Source organism: Bradyrhizobium sp. USDA 4501 (assembly GCF_054062115.1).
In genome coordinates this window covers 3,937,425-3,958,014 of sequence record NZ_JBSSEX010000001.1, presented here as the reverse complement: position 1 = coordinate 3,958,014, position 20,590 = coordinate 3,937,425, and the positions used below count along the sequence as shown (strand labels likewise).

The 20,590-nt window shown below is 65.6% G+C and carries 16 protein-coding genes and 1 pseudogene; 7 read left to right on the top strand and 10 right to left on the bottom strand.

The window, feature by feature from the left end; translation table 11 throughout:
- The first annotated feature begins 53 nt into the window (after window positions 1–53).
- The 3 genes from ACVWZM_RS18160 to ACVWZM_RS18150 all read left to right on the top strand — a co-directional run bounded on the left by ACVWZM_RS18160 (window position 54) and on the right by ACVWZM_RS18150 (window position 2,989).
- Window positions 54–377, top strand: a complete 324-nt coding sequence (locus ACVWZM_RS18160) for a phosphoribosyl-ATP diphosphatase (protein WP_028341982.1) — start codon at window positions 54–56, stop codon at window positions 375–377.
- A gap of 35 nt (window positions 378–412) precedes the next feature.
- A complete protein-coding gene (gene coaA / locus ACVWZM_RS18155) occupies window positions 413–1,369 on the top strand; it encodes a type I pantothenate kinase (protein ID WP_026192056.1) in 957 nt (318 codons plus the stop codon).
- Window positions 1,370–1,771: 402 nt separating this feature from the next.
- Entirely contained in the window at window positions 1,772–2,989 is a 1,218-nt protein-coding gene (locus tag ACVWZM_RS18150) for an IS4 family transposase (RefSeq protein WP_438071829.1), read from the top strand.
- A 43-nt stretch (window positions 2,990–3,032) separates the two neighbouring features.
- Here the strand turns inward: ACVWZM_RS18150 and ACVWZM_RS18145 are convergent.
- The 3 genes and pseudogenes from ACVWZM_RS18145 to ACVWZM_RS18135 form a co-directional block, all read right to left on the bottom strand.
- Window positions 3,033–5,283: pseudogene (locus ACVWZM_RS18145) on the bottom strand (response regulator).
- Between the two features lie 103 nt (window positions 5,284–5,386).
- On the bottom strand, window positions 5,387–5,908 hold the full coding sequence (locus tag ACVWZM_RS18140) for a hypothetical protein (RefSeq protein WP_456854105.1): 522 nt from the start codon (window positions 5,906–5,908) through the stop codon (window positions 5,387–5,389).
- A gap of 119 nt (window positions 5,909–6,027) precedes the next feature.
- Window positions 6,028–7,566 (bottom strand): YifB family Mg chelatase-like AAA ATPase, encoded by a 1,539-nt coding sequence (locus ACVWZM_RS18135; protein WP_141339863.1) that lies wholly within the window; start codon window positions 7,564–7,566, stop codon window positions 6,028–6,030.
- A 722-nt stretch (window positions 7,567–8,288) separates the two neighbouring features.
- On the opposite strand from ACVWZM_RS18135, the gene ACVWZM_RS18130 reads away from it, so the two are divergent.
- Together ACVWZM_RS18130 and fsrB are read left to right on the top strand one after the other, a co-directional pair.
- A complete protein-coding gene (locus tag ACVWZM_RS18130; RefSeq protein ID WP_456856707.1) occupies window positions 8,289–10,280 on the top strand; it encodes a TonB-dependent siderophore receptor in 1,992 nt (663 codons plus the stop codon).
- Window positions 10,281–10,306: 26 nt separating this feature from the next.
- Window positions 10,307–11,596 carry a siderophore utilization protein FsrB gene (gene fsrB, locus ACVWZM_RS18125; RefSeq protein ID WP_456854103.1) on the top strand — a complete coding sequence of 430 codons (1,290 nt, stop codon included), beginning with the start codon at window positions 10,307–10,309 and terminating at the stop codon, window positions 11,594–11,596.
- 95 nt (window positions 11,597–11,691) lie between these two features.
- Here fsrB and ACVWZM_RS18120 read toward each other — a convergent pair whose 3' ends face one another.
- The 4 genes from ACVWZM_RS18120 to rsmI form a co-directional block, all read right to left on the bottom strand.
- Entirely contained in the window at window positions 11,692–12,663 is a 972-nt protein-coding gene (locus ACVWZM_RS18120) for an MBL fold metallo-hydrolase (RefSeq protein ID WP_456854101.1), read from the bottom strand.
- A 187-nt stretch (window positions 12,664–12,850) separates the two neighbouring features.
- Window positions 12,851–13,798, bottom strand: coding sequence for a glutathione synthase (gene gshB, locus ACVWZM_RS18115; RefSeq protein ID WP_456854099.1), 948 nt, complete (start codon window positions 13,796–13,798; stop codon window positions 12,851–12,853).
- Window positions 13,799–13,828: 30 nt separating this feature from the next.
- The gene (locus ACVWZM_RS18110) at window positions 13,829–14,212 is read right to left on the bottom strand and encodes a YraN family protein (RefSeq protein ID WP_028335783.1); all 384 of its coding nucleotides are present in this window, start codon (window positions 14,210–14,212) and stop codon (window positions 13,829–13,831) included.
- Entirely contained in the window at window positions 14,199–15,152 is a 954-nt protein-coding gene (gene rsmI / locus ACVWZM_RS18105) for a 16S rRNA (cytidine(1402)-2'-O)-methyltransferase (RefSeq protein ID WP_456854097.1), read from the bottom strand. Before rsmI ends, ACVWZM_RS18110 begins: the two co-directional genes overlap by 14 nt.
- A 219-nt stretch (window positions 15,153–15,371) precedes the next feature.
- On the opposite strand from rsmI, the gene ACVWZM_RS18100 reads away from it, so the two are divergent.
- Complete coding sequence (locus ACVWZM_RS18100; RefSeq protein WP_057020352.1) at window positions 15,372–16,586, top strand: penicillin-binding protein activator; 1,215 nt, start codon at window positions 15,372–15,374, stop codon at window positions 16,584–16,586.
- 193 nt (window positions 16,587–16,779) lie between these two features.
- On the opposite strand, the gene hemW is transcribed toward ACVWZM_RS18100, so the two are convergent.
- The 3 genes from hemW to rph are packed head-to-tail and all read right to left on the bottom strand — an operon-like array spanning window position 16,780 to window position 19,284.
- On the bottom strand, window positions 16,780–17,937 hold the full coding sequence (hemW, locus tag ACVWZM_RS18095; RefSeq protein WP_456854095.1) for a radical SAM family heme chaperone HemW: 1,158 nt from the start codon (window positions 17,935–17,937) through the stop codon (window positions 16,780–16,782).
- Window positions 17,924–18,559, bottom strand: a complete 636-nt coding sequence (rdgB, locus tag ACVWZM_RS18090; protein WP_456854093.1) for an RdgB/HAM1 family non-canonical purine NTP pyrophosphatase — start codon at window positions 18,557–18,559, stop codon at window positions 17,924–17,926. The genes hemW and rdgB overlap by 14 nt, the downstream gene beginning before the upstream one ends.
- An 11-nt stretch (window positions 18,560–18,570) precedes the next feature.
- Window positions 18,571–19,284 (bottom strand): ribonuclease PH, encoded by a 714-nt coding sequence (gene rph / locus ACVWZM_RS18085; RefSeq protein WP_016841497.1) that lies wholly within the window; start codon window positions 19,282–19,284, stop codon window positions 18,571–18,573.
- Between the two features lie 182 nt (window positions 19,285–19,466).
- On the opposite strand from rph, the gene hrcA reads away from it, so the two are divergent.
- Window positions 19,467–20,555, top strand: coding sequence for a heat-inducible transcriptional repressor HrcA (gene hrcA / locus ACVWZM_RS18080; RefSeq protein WP_016841498.1), 1,089 nt, complete (start codon window positions 19,467–19,469; stop codon window positions 20,553–20,555).
- Window positions 20,556–20,590 lie beyond the last annotated feature (35 nt).

The window sequence follows — 20,590 nt, the reverse complement described above, 5'->3', positions numbered from 1 at the left end:
CACCTAAGGGATGGTACCCGTGCGGTGCCGCTGTGCATGCTTGAGTTGAGTTGATGTCGCGTTTCACGGTCCACGATCTGGCCGCCACCATCGACGCCCGCGCTGCAACGGGCGGTGAGGCGTCCTACACCCGCAAGCTGCTCGACAAGGGCGCGGAGCATTGCGCCAAGAAATTGGGCGAGGAAGCGGTCGAGACCGTGATCGCCGCGGTCGAGAATGACCGCGATCACCTCATCGCCGAAAGTGCCGATCTCGTGTTTCACCTGCTGGTTCTGTTGAAATCCCGCGGCGTGAAGCTGGAGGACGTCGAGGCCGCGCTGGAGAAGCGCACCTCGATGTCGGGACTGGAAGAGAAGGCGTCGCGCAAGCGCGACTAGCGCAAATGATCGAGCGCATCGAGAGGGGCGGCCTCATGGACATCCGGGCACCAGATCAACAGTACAACCCCTACCGCATCTTCACGCGCCAGCAATGGTCGCATCTGCGTGACGATACGCCGATGACGCTCGAGCCCGGCGAGTTCGATCGCCTGCGTTCGATGCACGATCGCCTCGATTTGCAGGAGGTCGAGGACATCTACCTGCCGCTGTCGCGGCTGCTCTCGATCTATGTCGACGCGACCCAGCGGCTGTATTACTCGCAGCGCCAGTTCCTCAACATCCGCGACCGCAAGATGCCCTACATCGTCGGTGTCGCCGGATCCGTCGCGGTCGGCAAGTCGACCACGGCTCGCGTGCTGCAGGCGCTGCTGGCGCGCTGGTCGCCGCGGCCGAAGGTCGATCTGATCACGACCGACGGTTTCCTGTTTCCGAACGCGGTGCTCGAGCGGCAGGGCATCATGCAGAAGAAGGGCTTTCCGGAAAGCTACGACCTGCCGACGCTGCTGTCGTTCCTCAGCGACATCAAGGCGGGGCGGCGCCGCGTGCGCGCGCCGGTCTATTCGCATCTGACCTACGACATCGTGCCGAACAAATGGGTCGAGATCGACCAGCCGGACATCCTGATCGTCGAGGGCGTCAACGTGCTGCAGACCGGGCGGCTGCCGCGCGACGGCAAGGCGGTGCCGTTCGTCTCCGACTTCTTCGACTTCTCGGTCTATATCGACGCCGACGAGGCCGTGCTGCGGGAGTGGTACATCAAGCGCTTCCTGGCGCTGCGTGACACCGCGTTCACCGATCCGAGGTCCTACTTCCACCGCTACGCGCCGCTGTCGGACGAGGAAGCAACGGCGACCGCGATCGCGATCTGGGAGCGCACCAACCTCGCCAATCTCGAGGACAACATCCTGCCGACCCGCCCGCGCGCGACGCTGATCCTGAAGAAGGGCGCCGACCACGTGGTGCAGTCGGTCGCGCTGCGCCGGCTGTAGCCGGCACCGCATTCCAGCGAACGCGCCACATCACAGCTGTCGTCCCCGCGAACGCGGGGACCCATAGCCACAGGTGTCTGTGATTTGCAGCGCTGTAGCCCCAGCGGGCGTAAAACTGGCTTCGGTGGTTATGGGTCCCTGCTTTCGCACTAGCGTGTCTACACGGTTTTGGGGCGCGACAGATTGACTCGGTGCAGCAAGAAGTGGCGTCTCTGGAGCATGTTGTATGATTCTCTCACTGGCGCTTTGATTCGAAGGAGCGCCAGCGATGCAGCCGGATTTGTCTTTGGGTGAGTTCGGGGACGTTCGTCTCGACAAAAGGGGGCGACGCTTCTCCGGGCTATGCTTTGCACGCGCAGCGTCTGCTTGCGCCAGATGGCCCGGGGCGATTGGGCTGCCAATATGGCGTTCTGGCGGTTTGTGAACAACCCCCAAGTCACGATCGATAAATTGATTGAGGGCTGGAGCGCGCAGACGCGGACTGCGGTCAGCGGGCGTCATGTGCTGGCGATCCAGGATACGAGCGAGGTCAAGTTCCAGACCCAGGCGGGACGGCGGCGCGGGCTGGGCAAAGTCGGCAAGGGCAATGCTCGCGGCGTGCTGTTGCATGCGATGATGGCGGTGGATGCCGACAGCGGGGTCTGTCTTGGCCTTACTGGCGGCAACGTTTGGACGCGCAAAGGCAAGGTAAAAATCCCGCATGAGCGGCGCGCCTTGGCCGACAAGGAGTCGGCGCGCTGGGTGACGGCCGCCGAGCAAGGCCGCGACGTCCTGGCAGATGCCCGCATGATCACCGTCGTCAACGACCGCGAGGGGGATTTCTTTGCTCACTGGGCGCTGACGCCAGCCGAGAATGTCCATCTTCTGTCGCGTGCCATGCACGACCATGCGCTGGTCGATGGCGACACACTTTATCAGGCGGTCGAGCGGAGCCGCTTCTGCGACAACGCGGTGATCGATCTGCCGCAGCGAATGGATCGGCGCGGCCGGCAGGCCCATCTCTCGATGCGCTTCGGAACCGTCGTGCTCAAGCGGCCGCAGAGGCCCGGCGTCACCGACTTGGCGGAGGGCATCAAACTCAGCTTCGTAGAAGTGGTCGAGTTGCATCCGCCGAGAGGTGCGGAGCCCATTCGCTGGCTGCTCCTGACCACTCATCCGGTCGCCACCGTTAAAGACGCCTGGCAGATCGTCTCCTGGTACCGCCAGCGCTGGATCATTGAGCAACTCTTTCGCTCGCTGAAGAGCCAGGGTTTGCGCATCGAGGATAGTCAGATCGAGAGCGCCGAAGGCCTGATCAAGCTCGTGGCGGTCGCCACCAGAGCGGCATGTATCGTCATTCAACTCGTTCAGGCCCGCAACAGTGGCGAAGAATTGCCGGCTGAATTTGTCTTCACCGCAGAAGAGATCGAGACGCTCAGGGCCATCAACAAAACCATGAAAGGTCGCACCGAGCTTCAGAAAAACCACCATCGCCCCAACACTCTTGCTTGGGCGGCATGGATCATCGCAAAACTCGGCGGATGGACCGGCTACGCCTCCCACCGTCCACCTGGACCAATCACCTTCCACACCGGAATGGCCCGCTTCCAAATCCTCGCAAATGGCCCGACAAACGTGTAGATGCACTAGTGCTTGCGCAGGGACGACACCGAGGTATTGGCTGCTACGCCGCAATGTGCCGTGCGGCGGCGAGGCCCGCGAGCGCTTCTTCCAGCTTTTCGCGGTCGAGCGGCTTGATCAGAAAGCCGTCCATGCCGGCTTCGAAGCAGGCATAGCGGTCCTCCACCAGCGTATTTGCCGTCAGTGCCAGGATCGGGGTCCGGCGGACGGATTGTGCCGCTTCATGGGTGCGGATCTGCTTGGTGGTCTCGATGCCGTTGAGGCGCGGCATCTGGATGTCCATCAGCACGAGATCATAGGGCGTGCCGGCTGAGGTCGCCGACAGCCAGGACTCCATCGCCTGCTCGCCATTGGTGGTGATGACCACGTTGTGGCCGAGCCGGGTGAGCAGCGAGCGCATCAACAGCGCGTTGATCTCATTGTCCTCGGCGACCAGGATCGAGAACCCCTTGTCCGGCAGCGCGGATGCAAGCGCTGTGGGCGCGGACTCGGCGGCCGCCTCGATCGCAAGGCTCGGCGCAGCGACTTCCGGCGATGCGGTCAGGCGCGCGGGCGAGCGACGACGCGCGCAATGGCTTCACCAGGTAGCCGGTGAACATGGCTGACTCGGAAGCCGAAAGGTCCTGCCGCGTCGCCGGCGTGAACATCACGATGCGATGGGTTGCATGGAGGCGGGAGGCGTCGGCAAACGCCTCCATCGTCGGCGTGCCAAGCGTGTGGTCGATCAGCACCGCATGCCAGCTCCGCTCCGGCAGCAGCGCCTCGGCGACGTTGGCATCCGACACGATGCAGGTCTGTGCGCCCCAGCGCTGCAACCGCCGCGAGATCAGCGAGACCTCGATGCTGTGTGGCGCCACCAGCATGATCGACTGTCCCGTCAAGTCGGGCGCGGCGAAGCCGTTGGCCTCGCCGGTATCGGCGGCGACGAGCGGGATCGACACCTCGAAGGTCGAGCCGGCGCCCGGCGTGCTTGCGAGCGTGATGCGGCCGCCCATCCGCTTGACGATGCGGTCGCTGATCGAGAGGCCGAGGCCGGTGCCGCCATAGCTGCGCGCGATCCGGTCGTCGGCCTGCTCGAACTCCCGGAAGATGCGCTGCTGCGCTTCCGGCGCGATGCCGATGCCGGTGTCGCGGACCAGGAAGCTGATCTCGTTCGGCCAGATGCCGGGCTCGACGATCAGCGCCACGCCACCGGTCGCGGTGAACTTGATGGCGTTGCCGGCGAGATTGAGCAGCACCTGACGCAGCCGCGCGGCGTCGCCGGTCACCTGCATCGGCAGCCGTTCGTCGACATAGGCGGCGATCTCGATGCCCTTGGTCTGCGCGCGCGGCGCCAGCAGCTCGGTGATGTCCTCGATCAGGCCGGACAGCGCGAACGCGCGGTGTTCGAGATCGATCTTGCCGGCCTCGATCTTGGAATAATCGAGCAGCTCCTCGATCAGCGCGAGCAGCGCGTCGCCGGATGTCTTGACCGCCTTGACGTAGGTCATCTGCTCCAACGTCAGCTGCGTATCCATCAGCAATCCGCTCATGCCGATGATGCCGTTCAGCGGGGTGCGGATCTCGTGGCTCGCCATCGCAAGGAAGCGCGACTTGGCGCGGTTGGCGGCGTCGGCCTGATCGCGCGCTTCGGCGAGCGCGCGCTCGCTCTCGGTGCGGTCGGTGACGTCGCGGCCGACGCTCTGCATTTCCGCGGGCGCGCCGGCATCGTTGCGCACGAGGCCTTCACGCCAGGCGATCCAGCGCGGTCCGAGCGGGCCCTCGATCTTCTGGTCGTAGACCCGCGTGCCGTTGGATTCGAGCGCGGTGTCGCCCTGCTCGAGCACCTTCAGCGTCGCGGTGCTGCCGATCAATTCGCTGCGGGGCCTCTGCGCCAGCTCGCAATAGGCATCGTTGGCATAGGTGATGAGCCCGTCGAGGTCGCGCAGCACGATCAAATCGTCCTGCGCTTCGAACAGGGTGGAGGCGCGCTGCTCGGCCTCCTGCAGTTCCCAGTTGCGGTCGGCCATCGCTTCATTGTGCATGGCGATGGTGCGCAGCCGCTTGCGCATCAGCCGCAGGCGGATGCCGAGCGTCACGATCCAAAGGCAGGCGAGCGCGAACAGGAAGCTGACCCCGATCGCGAATGCATTGGGATCGTAGCCGCTCTGTTGCGAGAGCGCGCCCGAAATGAACCCGAAGGCGCTGCCGAACGCGACGGAGAAGATCGTGAACGAGCGCACGATTGTCGCGAGCCAGGAATGGCGCCGGAGGAAGCGGCGAAGGCGCAACTTGATCCGGAAGAAACGCCCCATCAATGGTGACCCTGAGACAGCTTGATCTGGCGCTGACGATGCGTCGGCCAGCTTGCAAAGTGCTTGAAATTGGTGGCCATTTCGCGCTGCCCTCAGAACAAGGTTAGCGGGAGGTTAATTCCGCCATGACCCGGTTCGGGACGCGCTTGTCAGGTGCGGGCGATGCGGCTTCAAGTCGGCGGTGTCCGCCGCGGGCGCTGACGATCAAGGCCGCGGCATCCCGCACCGAGAACGTCTTCGATTGCACGAAGACACGGTAGTCGGACGGGCCAGCATCACGCGTCAGATAGATGACGGGGCCGGTTGCCGAGGCATCGCCGGAAATCCCGATCAGCTGCGCCGTCGCGCTGCTCTCGCAGGCGCCGGCCTCGGCGTCGTCGATGTCGTCGATCACGGTGAAGTCGGCGGCGTCGGCGCTGTCGGCGATCTGGACCCGGACGGTGGCCTGGCTGGGGTCGTCAGTGAAGCTGACGTGAAGCTGCGCCAGCCAGGGGATCGATGCGATCTGCATCGTGGCGCCGCCCACCTCGATGCAGGGCCGCGGGCCCGGCAGGAATTCGGCGCGGGCAAGGACCGCGGCCACGGCAAGGGGGACCACCGAGGTCAAAATCTTCAAACGCAACATGACACAACTCGCTCGACCCAAGCTTGCCGCCGATCGCGGTGCTTATGGTTTGCGGAGCGTAAATGAGAGTGGTTACTGTCACGTTGACGCGGCGGGCACCGGCCGGAAGCCGGCGGAGATCACGCCGCGCGGCGCAAATCGTCGGCCAATGCACGATAAGACAGCGCTTCGGCGAGATGTAGCCGGCCGATCGTCTCGGCGCCGTCGAGATCGGCAAGCGTGCGCGCCACCCGCAGCACGCGGTGATAGCCGCGCGCGGTGAGGTGCATGTTGTCGGCGGCCTCGCGCAGCAGCTTCTGCCCATGCGCGTCGGGTTGCGCGATGGTCTCGAGCAGCGAACTCGGCGCTTCCGCATTGGTGCGGACATGCGGCATGCCGGCAGCCGCATAGCGCGCGAGCTGGATGTCGCGCGCGGCCGCGACGCGGGCGGCAACCTCGGCCGATCCCTCCGCCGGCGGCGGCAGGATCAGATCGGCCGCGGTCACGGCGGGCACCTCGATCCGCAGGTCGATGCGATCCATCAGCGGGCCGGAGATCCGCATCTGGTAGTCGCCGGTGCAGCGGTCGAGCCGGCCGCGCTTGCAGGAATAGCCGGGTTCATAGGCATGGCCGCAACGGCACGGGTTCATGGCTGCGACCAGCATGAAGCGCGCCGGATAGGTGACGCGGTGGTTGGCCCTGCTCACCGAAACCTCGCCGTTCTCCAGCGGCTGACGCAGCGAATCCAGCACGCGCGGATCGAACTCCGGCAATTCGTCGAGGAACAGCACGCCCTGATGCGCCAGCGAGATCTCGCCCGGTTTGGCGCGCATGCCGCCGCCGGTCAGCGCGGCCATGCTGGCGGAATGATGCGGGCTGCGGAACGGGCGTCGCGCGGTCAGGGCGCCGTCGCGGATCTCGCCGGCAACCGAGGCGATCATCGAGACTTCGAGCAGCTCCGACGGCGACAGCGGCGGCAGGATCGAGGGCAGTCGCGCCGCCAGCATCGATTTGCCGGCGCCGGGCGAGCCGATCATCAGAAGATGATGACCGCCGGCGGCGGCGATCTCGAGCGCGCGTTTCGCGCTCTCCTGGCCCTTGATGTCGCGCAGGTCCAAAAGCGTTTCCTCGCGCTCATGCACCTTCGGCTGCGGCCGCGACAGCACCTGCGTGCCCTTGAAGTGGTTGGCGATCTGGATCAGCGAATCTGCCGCGATGATCTGGATGTCCGGACTGGCCCAGGCGGCTTCCGAGCCGCAGGCGGCCGGGCAGATCAATCCCTCGTCGCGCGAATTGGCGCCGATTGCCGCGGGCAGCACGCCCGCCACCGGCGCGAGCGAGCCGTCGAGCCCGAGCTCGCCGAGCACGGTGAAGCCGTTCAGCGCATCCGGCGGGATCGCGCCGATCGCCGCCATCAGGCCGAGCGCGATCGGCAGGTCGTAATGGCTGCCCTCCTTGGGCAGGTCGGCGGGTGCGAGGTTGACGGTGATGCGGCGGGCGGGAAGCGCGAGGCCGGAGGCGATCAGCGCCGAACGCACGCGTTCGCGGGCTTCCGACACCGCCTTGTCGGGCAGGCCTACTATTGCGAATGCCGGCAATCCCGGCGCGACCTGCACCTGCACGTCGACCGCGCGGGCTTCAATCCCCTCGAATGCGACGGTGGAAACGCGCTGGACCATGCTGCCCCTATTCTTCCGCAATCGAAGGTAGCGGAACCGGGCGGCAAGTGCAAGAACATTACAGGAACATTCGCGGCGCCGAGGGCTGGTCGCCCGGTACCAGTTCACCGCGCGGCGCATCCGTTTCCGGCCGGCGCGGAGGCGTCAGGCGTCGGCGCCATGACGCGCGCCTCGCGCGATCGAACACAGCTCGCATCGTCGACAACTGCAGGAATCATTCTCAAGAATCATTCCAGCACGACGAGCATCGCGCGCTTATTGTCGCAGCGCGTCGTCGATTTCCCCGCTGTTTCAGCGATCGCACGCTGATCGCGCGCGCAGTCTCGATCTATTCCAACTGCCGAGGTCTGTACTCGCGAGCCCCGCGCTGTAGAGCCGGATCACAAATCCATCCAGGCTGATATCAGGGGCGCCTTCGCGTGATCGATCGACTTGCTTCGCATTCCACCCGTCAACATCCAGCGCTGCGAACGATCGGTCTGTGTACCGCCGCCGTCCTTGCCGCAGGAGTCGCGACCGAACGCGCCGACGCGCAATCGGAACTGCCGCCGGTGAGCGTGGACGCGCCTCAGCAGCGCGCGATCACTGCGAATGCAAAACCGGTTCGTCGTCCGGTGGCCGCACGCGCGAGCCGCGCCAATCGTGTGGCTCGATCCCAGCAGGCGACGACGCCAGCTGCGGCACGATCCGGTGCCGGCGCCGGCGAGCGAGCCGGCGGTCCGGTGGTCGGGTTCGTTGCCACGCGTTCGGGCACGGCGACCAAGACCGACACGCCGCTGATCGAAATCCCGCAATCGATCTCGGTCGTCACCACGGACCAGATCAGGAACCAGGGTGCGGAATCGGTGGGCGCGGCATTGCGCTACACCGCAGGGGTCAGCGGCGACGTGAATGGCGGCTCGGACACCCGCTTCGGCGGCCTGCAGATCCGCGGCTTCGACATGACGATGCCGGGCCTCTATCTCGACGGCCTGCGGCTGCCGAGCAGCAATTATGTGCACTTCCTCGGGCTCGATCCGTACGGAGCCGAGCGCCTCGAGGTCCTGAAAGGGCCATCCTCGGCGATGTTCGGCGGCAGCGGCACCGGCGGCATCCTCAACTATGTCAGCAAGCTGCCGACCGCGCGCGAGTTCGGGGAAGTGTCGCTGTCGGGCGGCAGCTTCAACCGCTATCAGGGCGAGTTCGACATCGGCGGCCGCGCCAACAAGGAAGGGACGGTGCTGTGGCGCCTGACCGGCGTCGCGCGCGATGGCGAGACCCAGGTCGACTACACCAAGGACAATCGCGTCTTCATCGCGCCCGCCGTCACCGTGAAGCCGAACGAGGACACCACGATCACCTTCCTCGCGAACTACCAGAAGGAACGCACCGGCTGGGGCCTGCAATTCCTGCCGCCGTCCGGCACCGTCTGGGCCAATAACGGCCGCTACATTCCGAACACGCGCTTCGTCGGCGAGCCCGGCTTCAACCAGTTCGACACCGAGCAGTCCTCGGTCGGCTACATGCTGTCGCACGACTTCAACGAGGCGCTGACCTTCCGCCAGAACCTGCGCTATTCGTGGATGCACAACGAGCAGAAGAGCTTCTACGGCACCGGCTATGCATCGGCGGCCGACGAAGCCGCGGGCCTGCTGTCGCGCGGCGGCGCCGGCGGCAGCTCGACGATCGATTCCTTCGCGGTCGACAACCAGCTGCAGGGCAAGTTCGTCACCGGCATGCTGAGCCACACGACGCTGTTCGGCGTCGATTACCGCAACACCTCGTTCCGCGACATGGCCTCGAGCTACAGCACCGGCAAGCTCAACGTCTTCGCGCCGGTCTATACCAACAGCTGGACCAACAACGGACCGTATGACGACACCGGCATCAAGCAGTCGCAGGCCGGCCTCTATCTGCAGGACCAGATCAGGCTCGGCCGGCTGTCGTTCCTGCTTGGCGGGCGGCAGGATTTCGTCACCACGGACCTCGACAACAATCTCGCGAAAACGTCGACGTCGACCGACGCCTCGGCATTCACCGGTCGCGCCGCCGTGATGTACAATTTCGACAACGGCATCGCGCCCTATTTCAGCTATTCGGAATCATTCCTGCCGGTGCTGAGCATCAACGCCGCCGGCGATCTGCTGAAGCCGGAGTCCGGCGTGCAGTACGAAGTCGGTGTCAAGTACCAGCCGGTCGGCATCAATGCGCTGATCACGCTGGCCGCCTTCGACCTGACCCGGTCCAACGTCGTCACCTACGCCCCGCCGTTCTATTTCGCCGAGCAGACCGGCGAAGTCAGGTCGCGCGGCGTTGAGCTCGAAGGCACCGCGACGCTGGTCGAGAGCGTCAACATCCGCGGTGGCTACGCCTATGTCGACGCTGAAGTCACCAAGGATCCCGTCAATGTCGGCAAGGCGCCGACCACGGTGCCGCTCAACCGCTTCTCGCTGTGGGGCGATTACATCGTTCAGGGCGGTCCGCTCGCCGGGGTCCAGTTCGGGGCCGGCGTCCGCTATGTCGGATCGACGTTCGGTGACGATGCCAACACCTTCAAGGTGCCGGCGTCGACGGTCGTCGATGCGCTCGTCGCCTATACCAGGGACAATTATCGCCTCTCGCTCAACGTCACCAACCTCGCCGACACGCGCTACGTGGCAGCCTGCTACGGCAACACCAGCTGCTTCTACGCGGAGGGCCGCAAGGCGATCGCGAAGCTGACCTATCGCTGGTGATCACCCCACAACTTGCTGAAATCCCCATGAGACCGATCTTCGGACGACTGCATCGCTGGGCGGGCCTTGTCACCGCGGCCTTCCTGTTCTTCTCGGGCGTCACCGGCGCGATCATCTCGTGGGACCACGAGATCGACGATGTGCTCAACAGGAAGCTGTTCGAGGTGACGAGCTCCGGACCGGCGATCCCGTCGGTCGAGCTCGCCCGGCTGATCGAGCAGCGCAATCATCGCGCCCGCGTCGTCCACATGTTCATGACGGCGGAGAAAGGCGAGTCACTGTGGTTCTTCGTGCTGCCGCGGATCGATCCGGCGACCGGCAAGCGCTACACGCTCGACTACAACCAGGTCTTCCTCGATCCCAACACCGGCGCCGAGCTCGGACGCCGCTATTGGGGCGCGGTCTGGCCGGTGACCCGCGAAAACTTCGTCTCGTTCCTCTACAAGCTGCATTACACGATGCACATCCCCGAATTCTTGGGTAGCGATCGCTGGGGCATGCGCTTCCTCGGTGTCATCGCCGTCATCTGGACGATCGATTGTTTCGTCGGCTTCTACCTGACCCTGCCGTCGCGGCGGCGCGCAAGGGCGCAGCGGGCGGCGGCGATATCGGGCCCGCGCGGCAAGGGTTTCTGGACCCGCTGGGCACCGGCCTGGAAGATCAAGACCTCAGGCAGCGCCTATCGAATCAATTTCGACATTCATCGCGCCTTCAGCCTGTGGACCTGGGCCTTGCTGTCCGTGATCGCGTTCACGGCATTCTCGCTGAACCTCTATTTCGAGGTGTTCTCGCCGTTGATGAAGACCGTGTCCAACTACACGTCGACACCCTACGAGCAGCGACCATATCGTCATCTCGACGATCCGATCGAGCCGAGGATGACCTATGCGGAGATCGCCGCGCGCGCCGCGGCCGACGGCAAGGCGCGCGGCTGGACCACACCGATCGGTTCGATCAATTATGGTCCGGCGCATGGCGTCTATGCGGTCGCATTCTTCGAGCCGGGCGACGAACATGGCGCCGCGGGCGTCGGGCCGGCGCAGCTTTACTACGACAGCGAGGATGGCCGTCCGCTCGGCGAGCGGCTGCCATGGGTCGGCACCGCGGCCGACGTGTTCGTGCAGATGCAGTTTCCGTTGCATTCCGGCCGGATCGCCGGCCTGCCCGGGCGCATCCTGATCTCGCTGATGGGATTGGTGGTCGCGGCGCTGTCGGTGACGGGCGTCGTGATCTGGTGGCGCAAACGTCGTGCGCGGATTGGCGCGCGAGAGACGATGCGCACTCGCTCCGCGAGGCGCCTTGCGCCGGCGGAATAGGCCGGGCGCCCTGTGGGCATCTTACACCGGGCGGCAAATGCATTCGGGAGCGACGGCGGCCGCTCCCGAGGCAGTCCGTCTTCGCAATCAGTCCGTCACAGGTTCATCTGCATCGGCTCCGGATAGTAGTGGAAGCCTTCGCCGGCCTTGGCGACGTGGCCGTAGCCCGGCCAGGCGAAGTGATAGGACATCACGGCCGTCTTGTTCGCGGCCAGCATCTCCAGCAGCTTGACCCGCGACGCCGCCGCCTGCTTCGGATCGGTGTCGTAGGAGAATTCCATCCGCGGCCGCTCCAGCAGCAGCACCGCGTGATGCGAGAGGTCGCCGAGGAAGGCGAAGGATTTGCCGCCCGAGCTCACCATGAAGATGGTGTGGCCCACGGTGTGGCCGGGCGCTGCGATTGCCGTCACGCCGGGCAGGAATTCCTGGCCGTCCTTGAAGAACACGATGCGGTCGCGCACCGGCAGCAGGTTCTTGCGGGCATGCACGATGAAATCCTTCAACGGGCTGCCCATCTTGCCTTCGTCGGTCCAGAACTCGAGATCGCTCTGGGCGATGTAATATTGCGCATTCGGGAACAGCGGCTTGTCGTCGGCGCCGACAATGCCGCCGATATGATCGATATGCGCGTGCGACAGCACGACCGCGTCGATGTCCTCCGGCTTGATGCCGGCTTCCTTCATGCTCTTCTGCTGCCGCCCGGTGGTCTTGCCGAACAGTTGCGACGTGCCCATGCCGGTGTCGAACAGGATCAGCTTGTCGCCGGTGTTGACGATCGGCGAATTCTGCTCGAGCACGACATTGTCGGGCGAGAGGAAGTTGTCGGAGAGCATCTTCTTCACCTCCTCCTTCGGCACGCCGGTGAAGGTGCCGGAGGGGTCGCCGAGCGGAAGCGGCCCGTCGGATACGACGGTCACTTCGGCTTCGCCGAGCATGAAGCGGTGCCAGTAGGGTGTCTGCGTGCCGAGCTTCGGCGCGCGTGCCTGTGCGGTGCCCCCGAGCAGGGTGCTGGCGCCGAGACCGGCACCGAGCGCGAGCAAGGATCGTCGTGAGACATTGAGCGTCATAACGTCTTCCTCCAGAATTTTTATAAGATTTTCGCGTTGTGCCCGCGCGTTGACCCGCTGCTTGACCTGACGCAGGCAAGCGGATGCTGCCCTCGCCCGCGCAAGCTGGCAAGAAGAATAAGGAGAACGCATGCGCGATCGAACGCTGGCTAAAATTTCAGCCAGCTGTGCGGCGCACAAGGGAGGATTATTTCGCGGCGCGCTTCTTCTCGATGGTATCCCAGATCATCGCCGCGACGTCGGGGCCATTGAGCCGTTGGATTGCGCGGATGCCGGTCGGCGAGGTGACGTTGATCTCGGTCAGGTTGCCGTCGATCACGTCGATGCCGACGAACAGCAGGCCGCGTTCGCGCAGCGCCGGTCCGAGCGTGGCGCAGATTTCGCTCTCGCGATCCGAGAGTTCGGTCGCCGTGGCTGCGCCGCCACGGACCATGTTGGAGCGCAGATCGTCCGCCGCCGGCACGCGGTTGACGGCGCCGGCGAACTCGCCGTCGACCAGGATGATGCGCTTGTCACCATGCTTCACCTCGGGGAGGAAGCGCTGGATCACCCAGGGCTCCTTGAACGTGACGGAGAACATGTCGAACAGCGAGCCGAAGTTCATGTCCTGCGGCATCACGCGGAAGACGGCGGCGCCGCCATGGCCGTGCAGCGGCTTCATGACGACGGCGCCATGCTGGTCGCGGAATGCGTTGATCTCGTCGAGATCGCGCGAGATCAGGGTCGGCGGCATCAGCTTCGGGAAGTTCATCACGAACAGCTTTTCCGGCGCGTTGCGCACGCTGGCCGGGTCGTTGACGACCAAGGTCTTCGGATGGATGCGCTCGAGGAAATGGGTCGAGGTGATGTAGGCGAGGTCGAACGGCGGATCCTGGCGCAGCAGCACGACGTCGAAGCCGTTGAGCGCCTCGCGCTTCGGCTCGCCCAGCGTGAAGTGATTGCCGACCTCGTCGCGCACGGTGAGAGGCTGCACCGGCGCCACCAGCTCCTCGCCGCGCAGCGACAGCTTGTCGGGCGTGTAGTAGGAAATGCCGTGGCCGCGCTTTTGCGCCTCGAGCAGCAGCGCAAAGGTCGAATCGCCGCGAATATTGATGCGCGCGATGGGATCCATCTGGACGGCGATCTTCAATTTCATAGGCATGTTCCGCGAGGTCTGAGGATAGCGTTAAGGGCTTGCATCGAATGCCGCTAACAAATGGCGCGGCAGGCTCTTCGGCGCAATCAGCACGGCGTCGAATCTGAGCTCGAATTCGGCATGTTCGGGATGCGCCATCAGCCAGGCCTGGGCGGCATTGATGATGCGCAGCTGCTGCCGCGGCGTCACCGCATAGGCGGCGTCGTCGAGGCTGGCCCGGGCCTTGACCTCGACGAAGGCCAGCAGATTGCGCCGGCGCACCACCAGGTCGATCTCGCCAAAGGGGGTGCGGAAGCGTCGTGCCAGGATGCGATAGCCCTTGGCGATCAGAAGCGCTGCGGCGCGGCTCTCCGCCGAGATGCCGGTCCGGAACGCCGCGACGCGCTCGGGCGAGGCGCTGTCAGTCTTCGCCATTGCCGTCCCCGATGGTCTTCGCAAGCTCGAGGGCACGGGCATAGACCTCGCGGCGCGGCCGACCCGACAGTTCGACCGCATGGGCGACCGCATCCTTGACGCTGCCGCGGCCGAGTTGCGCCCGCAGCAGATCGTCGAACGTATCCTGGTCCATCACCCCGGCATCATCGGCCGGCGGTCCGATGACCAGCACGAACTCGCCGCGCGTTTCCAGCGCGTCCGCGCCTGCCGCCAGCGCGGCGACCGGCGCGCGCGTGATCTCCTCGTGCAGCTTGGTCAGCTCGCGGCAGATCGCGGCATCGCGGCCGGCCATGATCGCGGCGAGATCGCGCAGCGTGTCCTGTACGCGATTGCCGGATTCGAACATCACGAGCGTCGAATCGACCCTCGCCAGCTCGTTGAGCCGGGCGCGGCGCGCGTGCTCCTTGGCGGGCAAAAATCCCTCGAAGAAAAACCGGTCGGTCGGCAATGCCGCGACCGACAACGCCGTCAGCACCGATGATGGCCCCGGCACCGCGATGACGGCATGCCCGGCGGCGCAGACGTCGCGCACCAGCTTGAAGCCGGGATCGGAGATCAGCGGCGTGCCGGCGTCGGAAACCAGCGCGATCGCGGCGCCCTGCGCCAGCCGCTCCAGGATTTTGGGGCGGGCCTGGGCCGCATTGTGCTCGTGGTAGAGCGCAAGCTCGGCGGCGATCGCATAACGCTCGGTCAGCCGGCGGGTGATCCTTGTGTCCTCGCAGGCGATGACGTCGACACCGGCCAGCGTCTCCAGCGCGCGAAGGGTGATGTCGGCGAGATTTCCGATCGGGGTCGCGACCAGATGGAGCCCGGGTGCTGCCCTTGGCGCAGCCAATTGCTGGCCGCCGATCGAAAATGTTCTGGCCGCAGCGCCTGTCGTGGCATCCGAACTGTGGAGGGAACTGGCTTTTGCGCGCATAATGCCAATCTAGAGGGATGGCGGCGCTTGCGCCACATCCGCAAACGGCGGTGACGGAACGCTGGCTGACGGGGGAATGGAGGCCGCGGCAAGGGCGCCGCGGGGCCATAATCCTTTTGTTTTAGTTAACTATTCGCCGAGAATATGCCTGAATCCACCCGCCTCATCAGAGCTGGATGGAGTCCTGGCTGATCACGGTCGGCCAAGAGAAGAGAGACGATGGAAGGCCCGCATCACCGCAAGTCCCCGCCGTCGGGCACCACCCGGCGGACCGCGCTCGGCCTCATCGTGGGCGCGCCGCTGCTGACGGCCTGTTCCGGCGTGCAGCAAAGCTTGAGCCAGTTTTCCAGCCCGTTCGGCGGCAACCAGGAAGGCGGTCCTGCCGGCCCGCAGCAGCAGCCGCAGGCGGTCGGCACCGGGCAGGTCAAGATCGGCCTGATCCTGCCGCTGTCGGCGTCCGGCAATGCCGGGCTTGCCGCCCAGTCGATGCGGAACGCGGCCGAAATGGCGCTGGCGGAATTTCAGAACCCGAACATCCAGCTCCTGATCAAGGACGATGGCGGCAGCCCGCAGGGCGCATCGCAGGGTGCCCAGCAGGCACTGTCCGAAGGCGCCGAGATCATTCTGGGACCGCTGTTCGCAGGCTCGGTGCCGGCCGTCGCGCAACTGACGCGGCCGCGCGGAACCTCGGTGATCGCGTTCTCCACCGATTCGAGCGTGGCCGGGCGCGGCGTCTATCTGCTGAGCTTCCTGCCGGAGTCCGACATCAACCGCATCGTCGACTACTCGGCGGGGATCGGAAAGCGCTCGTTCGCCGCGATGGTGCCGGACAACGCCTATGGCAACGTGGTCGAGGCCGCGTTCAAGCAGGCGGTCGGCCGCAAGAACGGCCGCGTCGTCGCATTCGAGAAATATGGCGCCGATCGCGCGACGCCGGCGCGAACCGTGGCGCAGGCGCTCGGCCAGGCCGATGCGCTGCTGATCGCCGACGATGGTGATTCGGTGGTCGCGACCGCCGATGCCTTGACCGCAGCCGGCGCCAATCTGCGCAACATTCAGCTGCTCGGCACCGGGCTGTGGGACAATCCGCGGGTGTTCGCGAGCCCCGTCTTGCAGGGTGGCCTCTACGCCGCGCCCGATCCGTCCGGCTTCCGCAGCTTCGCCGGCCGCTACCGCGGCAAATATGGCGGCGAGCCCGTGCGCACCGCGACGCTTGCCTATGATGCCGTGGCGCTGATGGCGGCGCTCGCGCGCACGCAAGGGGCGCAGCGCTTTGCGCCGGAGACATTGACCAATCCGTCCGGCTTTGCCGGTATCGACGGTCTGTTCCGCTTCCGCTCCGACGGCACCAATGAGCGTGGCCTTGCGGTCATGAAGGTGGCCTCAGGCGGCAGCACGCCGGTAGCAGGCTCGCCGAAGAGCTTCGGCGCTTGATTTTCGTCGGGCGGTCAAGCTGCCTTGTCGAGCGCCGGCACCCGCCAGCTCCTTTGCATGGGGTTGTTTTCGATATTTTGGCAGCGTGCACATAGAGCGGTTTCGAGCGAAGTGGATACCGGTTCGCGTGAAGAAAACGCGTCAAAACAAGAATCTAGAGCCTCGTTCCGATTCAATCGGAACGGGATAGGTTCTAGGCGGCGAGATCCGCAACGACCGCGTCGAGCACCGGGAATCCCGACGTCGTCACCCGCAGTCGTCCGTCGGCGTCGACGGCGATCGCGCCTTCCTCGCGCAGCATCGCGATCCGGTGCGGGTCGAGCTGGCGGCCGGAGAGCTTCGCATAGCGCTTGGGATCGATGCCCTCGGCGAGCCGCAGCCCCATCAGCAGAAACTCGTCGGCGCGTTCTTCGCTGTTGAGGCTGTCATCGCTGACGACGCCGTGACCGCGCTCCTCGACGTTCAACAGCCACGCCTCGGGACGCCGCTCGGTTGCGGTCGCGTGCCTGACGCCATCGATGTCGAGCCTTCCATGTGCGCCCGGGCCGATGCCGGCATATTCCTCACCGCGCCAGTAGACGAGGTTGTGCTTGCACTCCGCGCCGGCGCGGGCGTGATTGGAGATCTCATAGGCCGGCAACCCTTCGCGGGCGCAGACCTCCTGCGTCACGTCGTAGAGCGCGCGCGCGGTCGCTTCGTCCGGCGTCTGCAATTTGCCGGCGGCATGCAGCCCGAAGAACGGCGTGCCTTCCTCGATCGTGAGCTGGTACAGCGACAGATGCTCGGCCGCTTCCGAGATCGCCTGCTTAAGTTCATCGGCCCACATCCGCGGCGTCTGGTCGGGGCGGGCATAGATCAGATCGAACGAGTAACGGTCGAACGCAGAGCGCGCGATCGCGACCGCGTCGAGCGCCTCGCGCGCGGTGTGCAGGCGGCCTAGCGCTTTCAGCGAGGCGTCATCGAGCGCCTGCACGCCGAGCGAGACGCGGTTGACGCCGGCTGCGCGATAGCCGCGAAAGCGCGTCGCCTCGACGCTGGTCGGATTGGCCTCGAGCGTGACCTCGACATCGCGCGCCACCTGCCAGTGCTTGCCGATCGCATCGAGCACGGCACCGACGGTCTTCGGCTGCATCAGCGACGGCGTGCCGCCGCCGAGGAAGATCGAGGACACCTGCCGCCCCGGCACGCGCGCGGCCGTCGTCTCGATCTCGCGGGCGAACGCGCGCACGAAACGCTCCTCGTCGACCGGCGCATGCCGCACATGGCTGTTGAAATCACAATACGGGCATTTCGACAGGCAGAACGGCCAGTGCACGTAGACGCCGAAGACTTCTCGGTCAGCGTGGCTCAAGGCAGATCTCCGCGAGCTTCACGAAGGCGCGGGCGCGATGCGACAGGCCGAGCCCGAGCGGCGGCAGGCCGTGCTTCTCGATGCTGGTCATCTCGCCGAAGGTCCGCGTGTAGCCGTCGGGCAGGAAGGCCGGATCGTAGCCAAAGCCGGCGGTGCCACGCGGCGGCCAGACCAGGGTTCCATCGACGCGGGCCTCGACCTCCTCGAGATGATCGTCGGGCCAGGCCAGGCACAACGCCGACACGAAGTGCGCCTTGCGCCGGTCCGGTGCGGTGGCGCCGCGTTCCTGCAGCAGCCGCTCGATCCGCGTCATCGCCGCCATGAAGTCCTTGCCCTCGCCGGCCCAGCGCGCCGAGTAGATCCCGGGCGCTCCGTCGAGCGCATCGACCACGAGGCCGGAATCGTCGGCGAAGGCGGGCAGTCCGGTCGCCTTCGCTGCCGCGATCGCCTTGATCGCCGCGTTGGCGCGAAAATTGTTGCCGGTCTCCTCGGGCTCGGCGAGGTCGAGCTCGCCGGCCGACACCACCTCCACGCCGTGCGGCGCCAGCAGTTCCCGCATCTCGGCAAGCTTGCCGGGATTATGGGTGGCGATGACGAGCCTTCCGGTGATTCGGCGGTGCATGACCAATCTGACTACGCCACCGCGATCTTTTGCAAGTCGACCAGACGCGCGACACCTTTGCGCGCCAGCGCCATCAGCGCCAGGAATTCGCCTTCCGAGAACGGCGTCTTCTCGGCGGTGCCCTGCACCTCGATGATCCGGCCGTCGCCGGTCATGACGAAATTGGCGTCGGTGTCGGCCTCGGAATCCTCGGCATAGTCGAGATCGAGCACCGGCGTGCCCTGGTAGATGCCACAGGAGATCGCCGCCACATTGTCGCGCAACACGTTGGTCTTCAGCATGTTGCGGGTCTTCATCCAGTTGATGCAGTCGGCCAGCGCCACCCAGGCACCGGTGATCGAGGCGGTGCGGGTGCCGCCGTCGGCCTGGATGACGTCGCAATCGACCGTGATCTGGCGTTCGCCGAGCGCCTCGAGATCGACGGCCGCGCGCAGCGAGCGGCCGATCAGCCGCTGAATCTCGACCGTCCGGCCGCCCTGCTTGCCGGCCGAAGCCTCGCGGCGGGTGCGTTCCAGGGTGGCACGCGGCAGCATGCCGTATTCGGCGGTGACCCAGCCGCGGCCCTGGCCCTTCAGCCACGGCGGCAATCGCTCTTCCAGCGTGGCGGTCACCAGCACATGGGTGTCGCCGAACTTCACCATGCAGGAACCCTCGGCATATTTGACGACGCCGCGTTCCAGCGACACGGGACGCAGTTCATCGGGTGCACGGCGGCTTGGCCGCATGAAATCCTCCAGAAATCCGAGAAAATTGGCTGGCGGTGCTTGTAGGAGCGGGAAGGGGCAGCGGCAAGGGTTTTGGCGAGGGTTTTCGGCCCCGGTAGGGTCCGGTACGAGGGGGCCGAATGCATGCTTGTCATCGGCCTCCCGGATCGACAAATTATGCAGTAATTGTGAGGGACTGGAGTGTGACTCACCACGATCCGATTGGCCTGATCGCGCCGCATGCCGGGCTCGCCCAGCTCAACGAGCGTTCGCGCGACATTTTTCGTCAAATCGTCGAAAGCTATCTCGCGACCGGCGAGCCGGTCGGTTCGCGCAACATTTCGCGCCTGATCGCATTACCGCTGTCGCCGGCCTCGGTCCGCAATGTGATGTCGGATCTCGAGCAACTCGGCCTGATCTATGCGCCGCACACCTCCGCCGGCCGGTTGCCGACCGAACTCGGGCTGCGCTTCTTCGTCGATGCGCTGATGCAGGTCGGCGACCTCACCGAGGCCGAGCGTCAATCGATCCAGACCCAGCTTGCGGCCGTCGGCCGCGCGCAATCCGTTGAGGCCGCGCTCGGCGAGGCCTTGACGCGGCTGTCGGGCCTGACCCGCGCCGCGGCGGTGGTGCTGACGCAGAAGTCGAATGCACGGCTGAAGCATATCGAGTTCGTCCGGCTGGAGCCGGAAAAGGCGCTGGTCGTGTTGGTCGGCGAAGACGGCCAGGTCGAAAACCGCGTGCTGGCACTGCCGCCGGGTGTTCCATCCTCAGCCCTGACCGAGGCGACCAATTTCCTCAATGCGCGGATCCGCGGCCGGACGCTGGCCGAAGCGCGGCTCGAGCTCGAGACGGCACTGACGCAAAACCGCGCCGAGCTCGATCAGCTCACGCAGAAGGTGGTCGCGGCGGGCATTGCGAGTTGGTCCGGCGGCGAGAACGAAGACCGCCAGCTGATCGTGCGCGGTCACGCCAATCTGCTCGAGGACCTGCATGCGCTCGACGATCTCGAGCGCATCAAGTCGCTGTTCGACGATCTCGAAACCAAACGCGGCGTGATCGATCTGCTCGGCCGCGCTGAGCGCGGCGAGGGCGTGCGGATCTTCATCGGCTCGGAGAACAAGCTGTTCTCGCTGTCGGGTTCCTCGACCATCATCGCGCCCTACGGCGACGCCCAGGGGCGGATCGTGGGCGTCCTCGGCGTGATCGGACCGACACGGCTGAACTATGCGCGGGTGATCCCGACCGTCGATTATGCCGCGCGCATCGTCAGCAAGATGCTCGGCGGCTGACCGGAGGGCGATTTCGCTTTCATTTGACGGGTTTT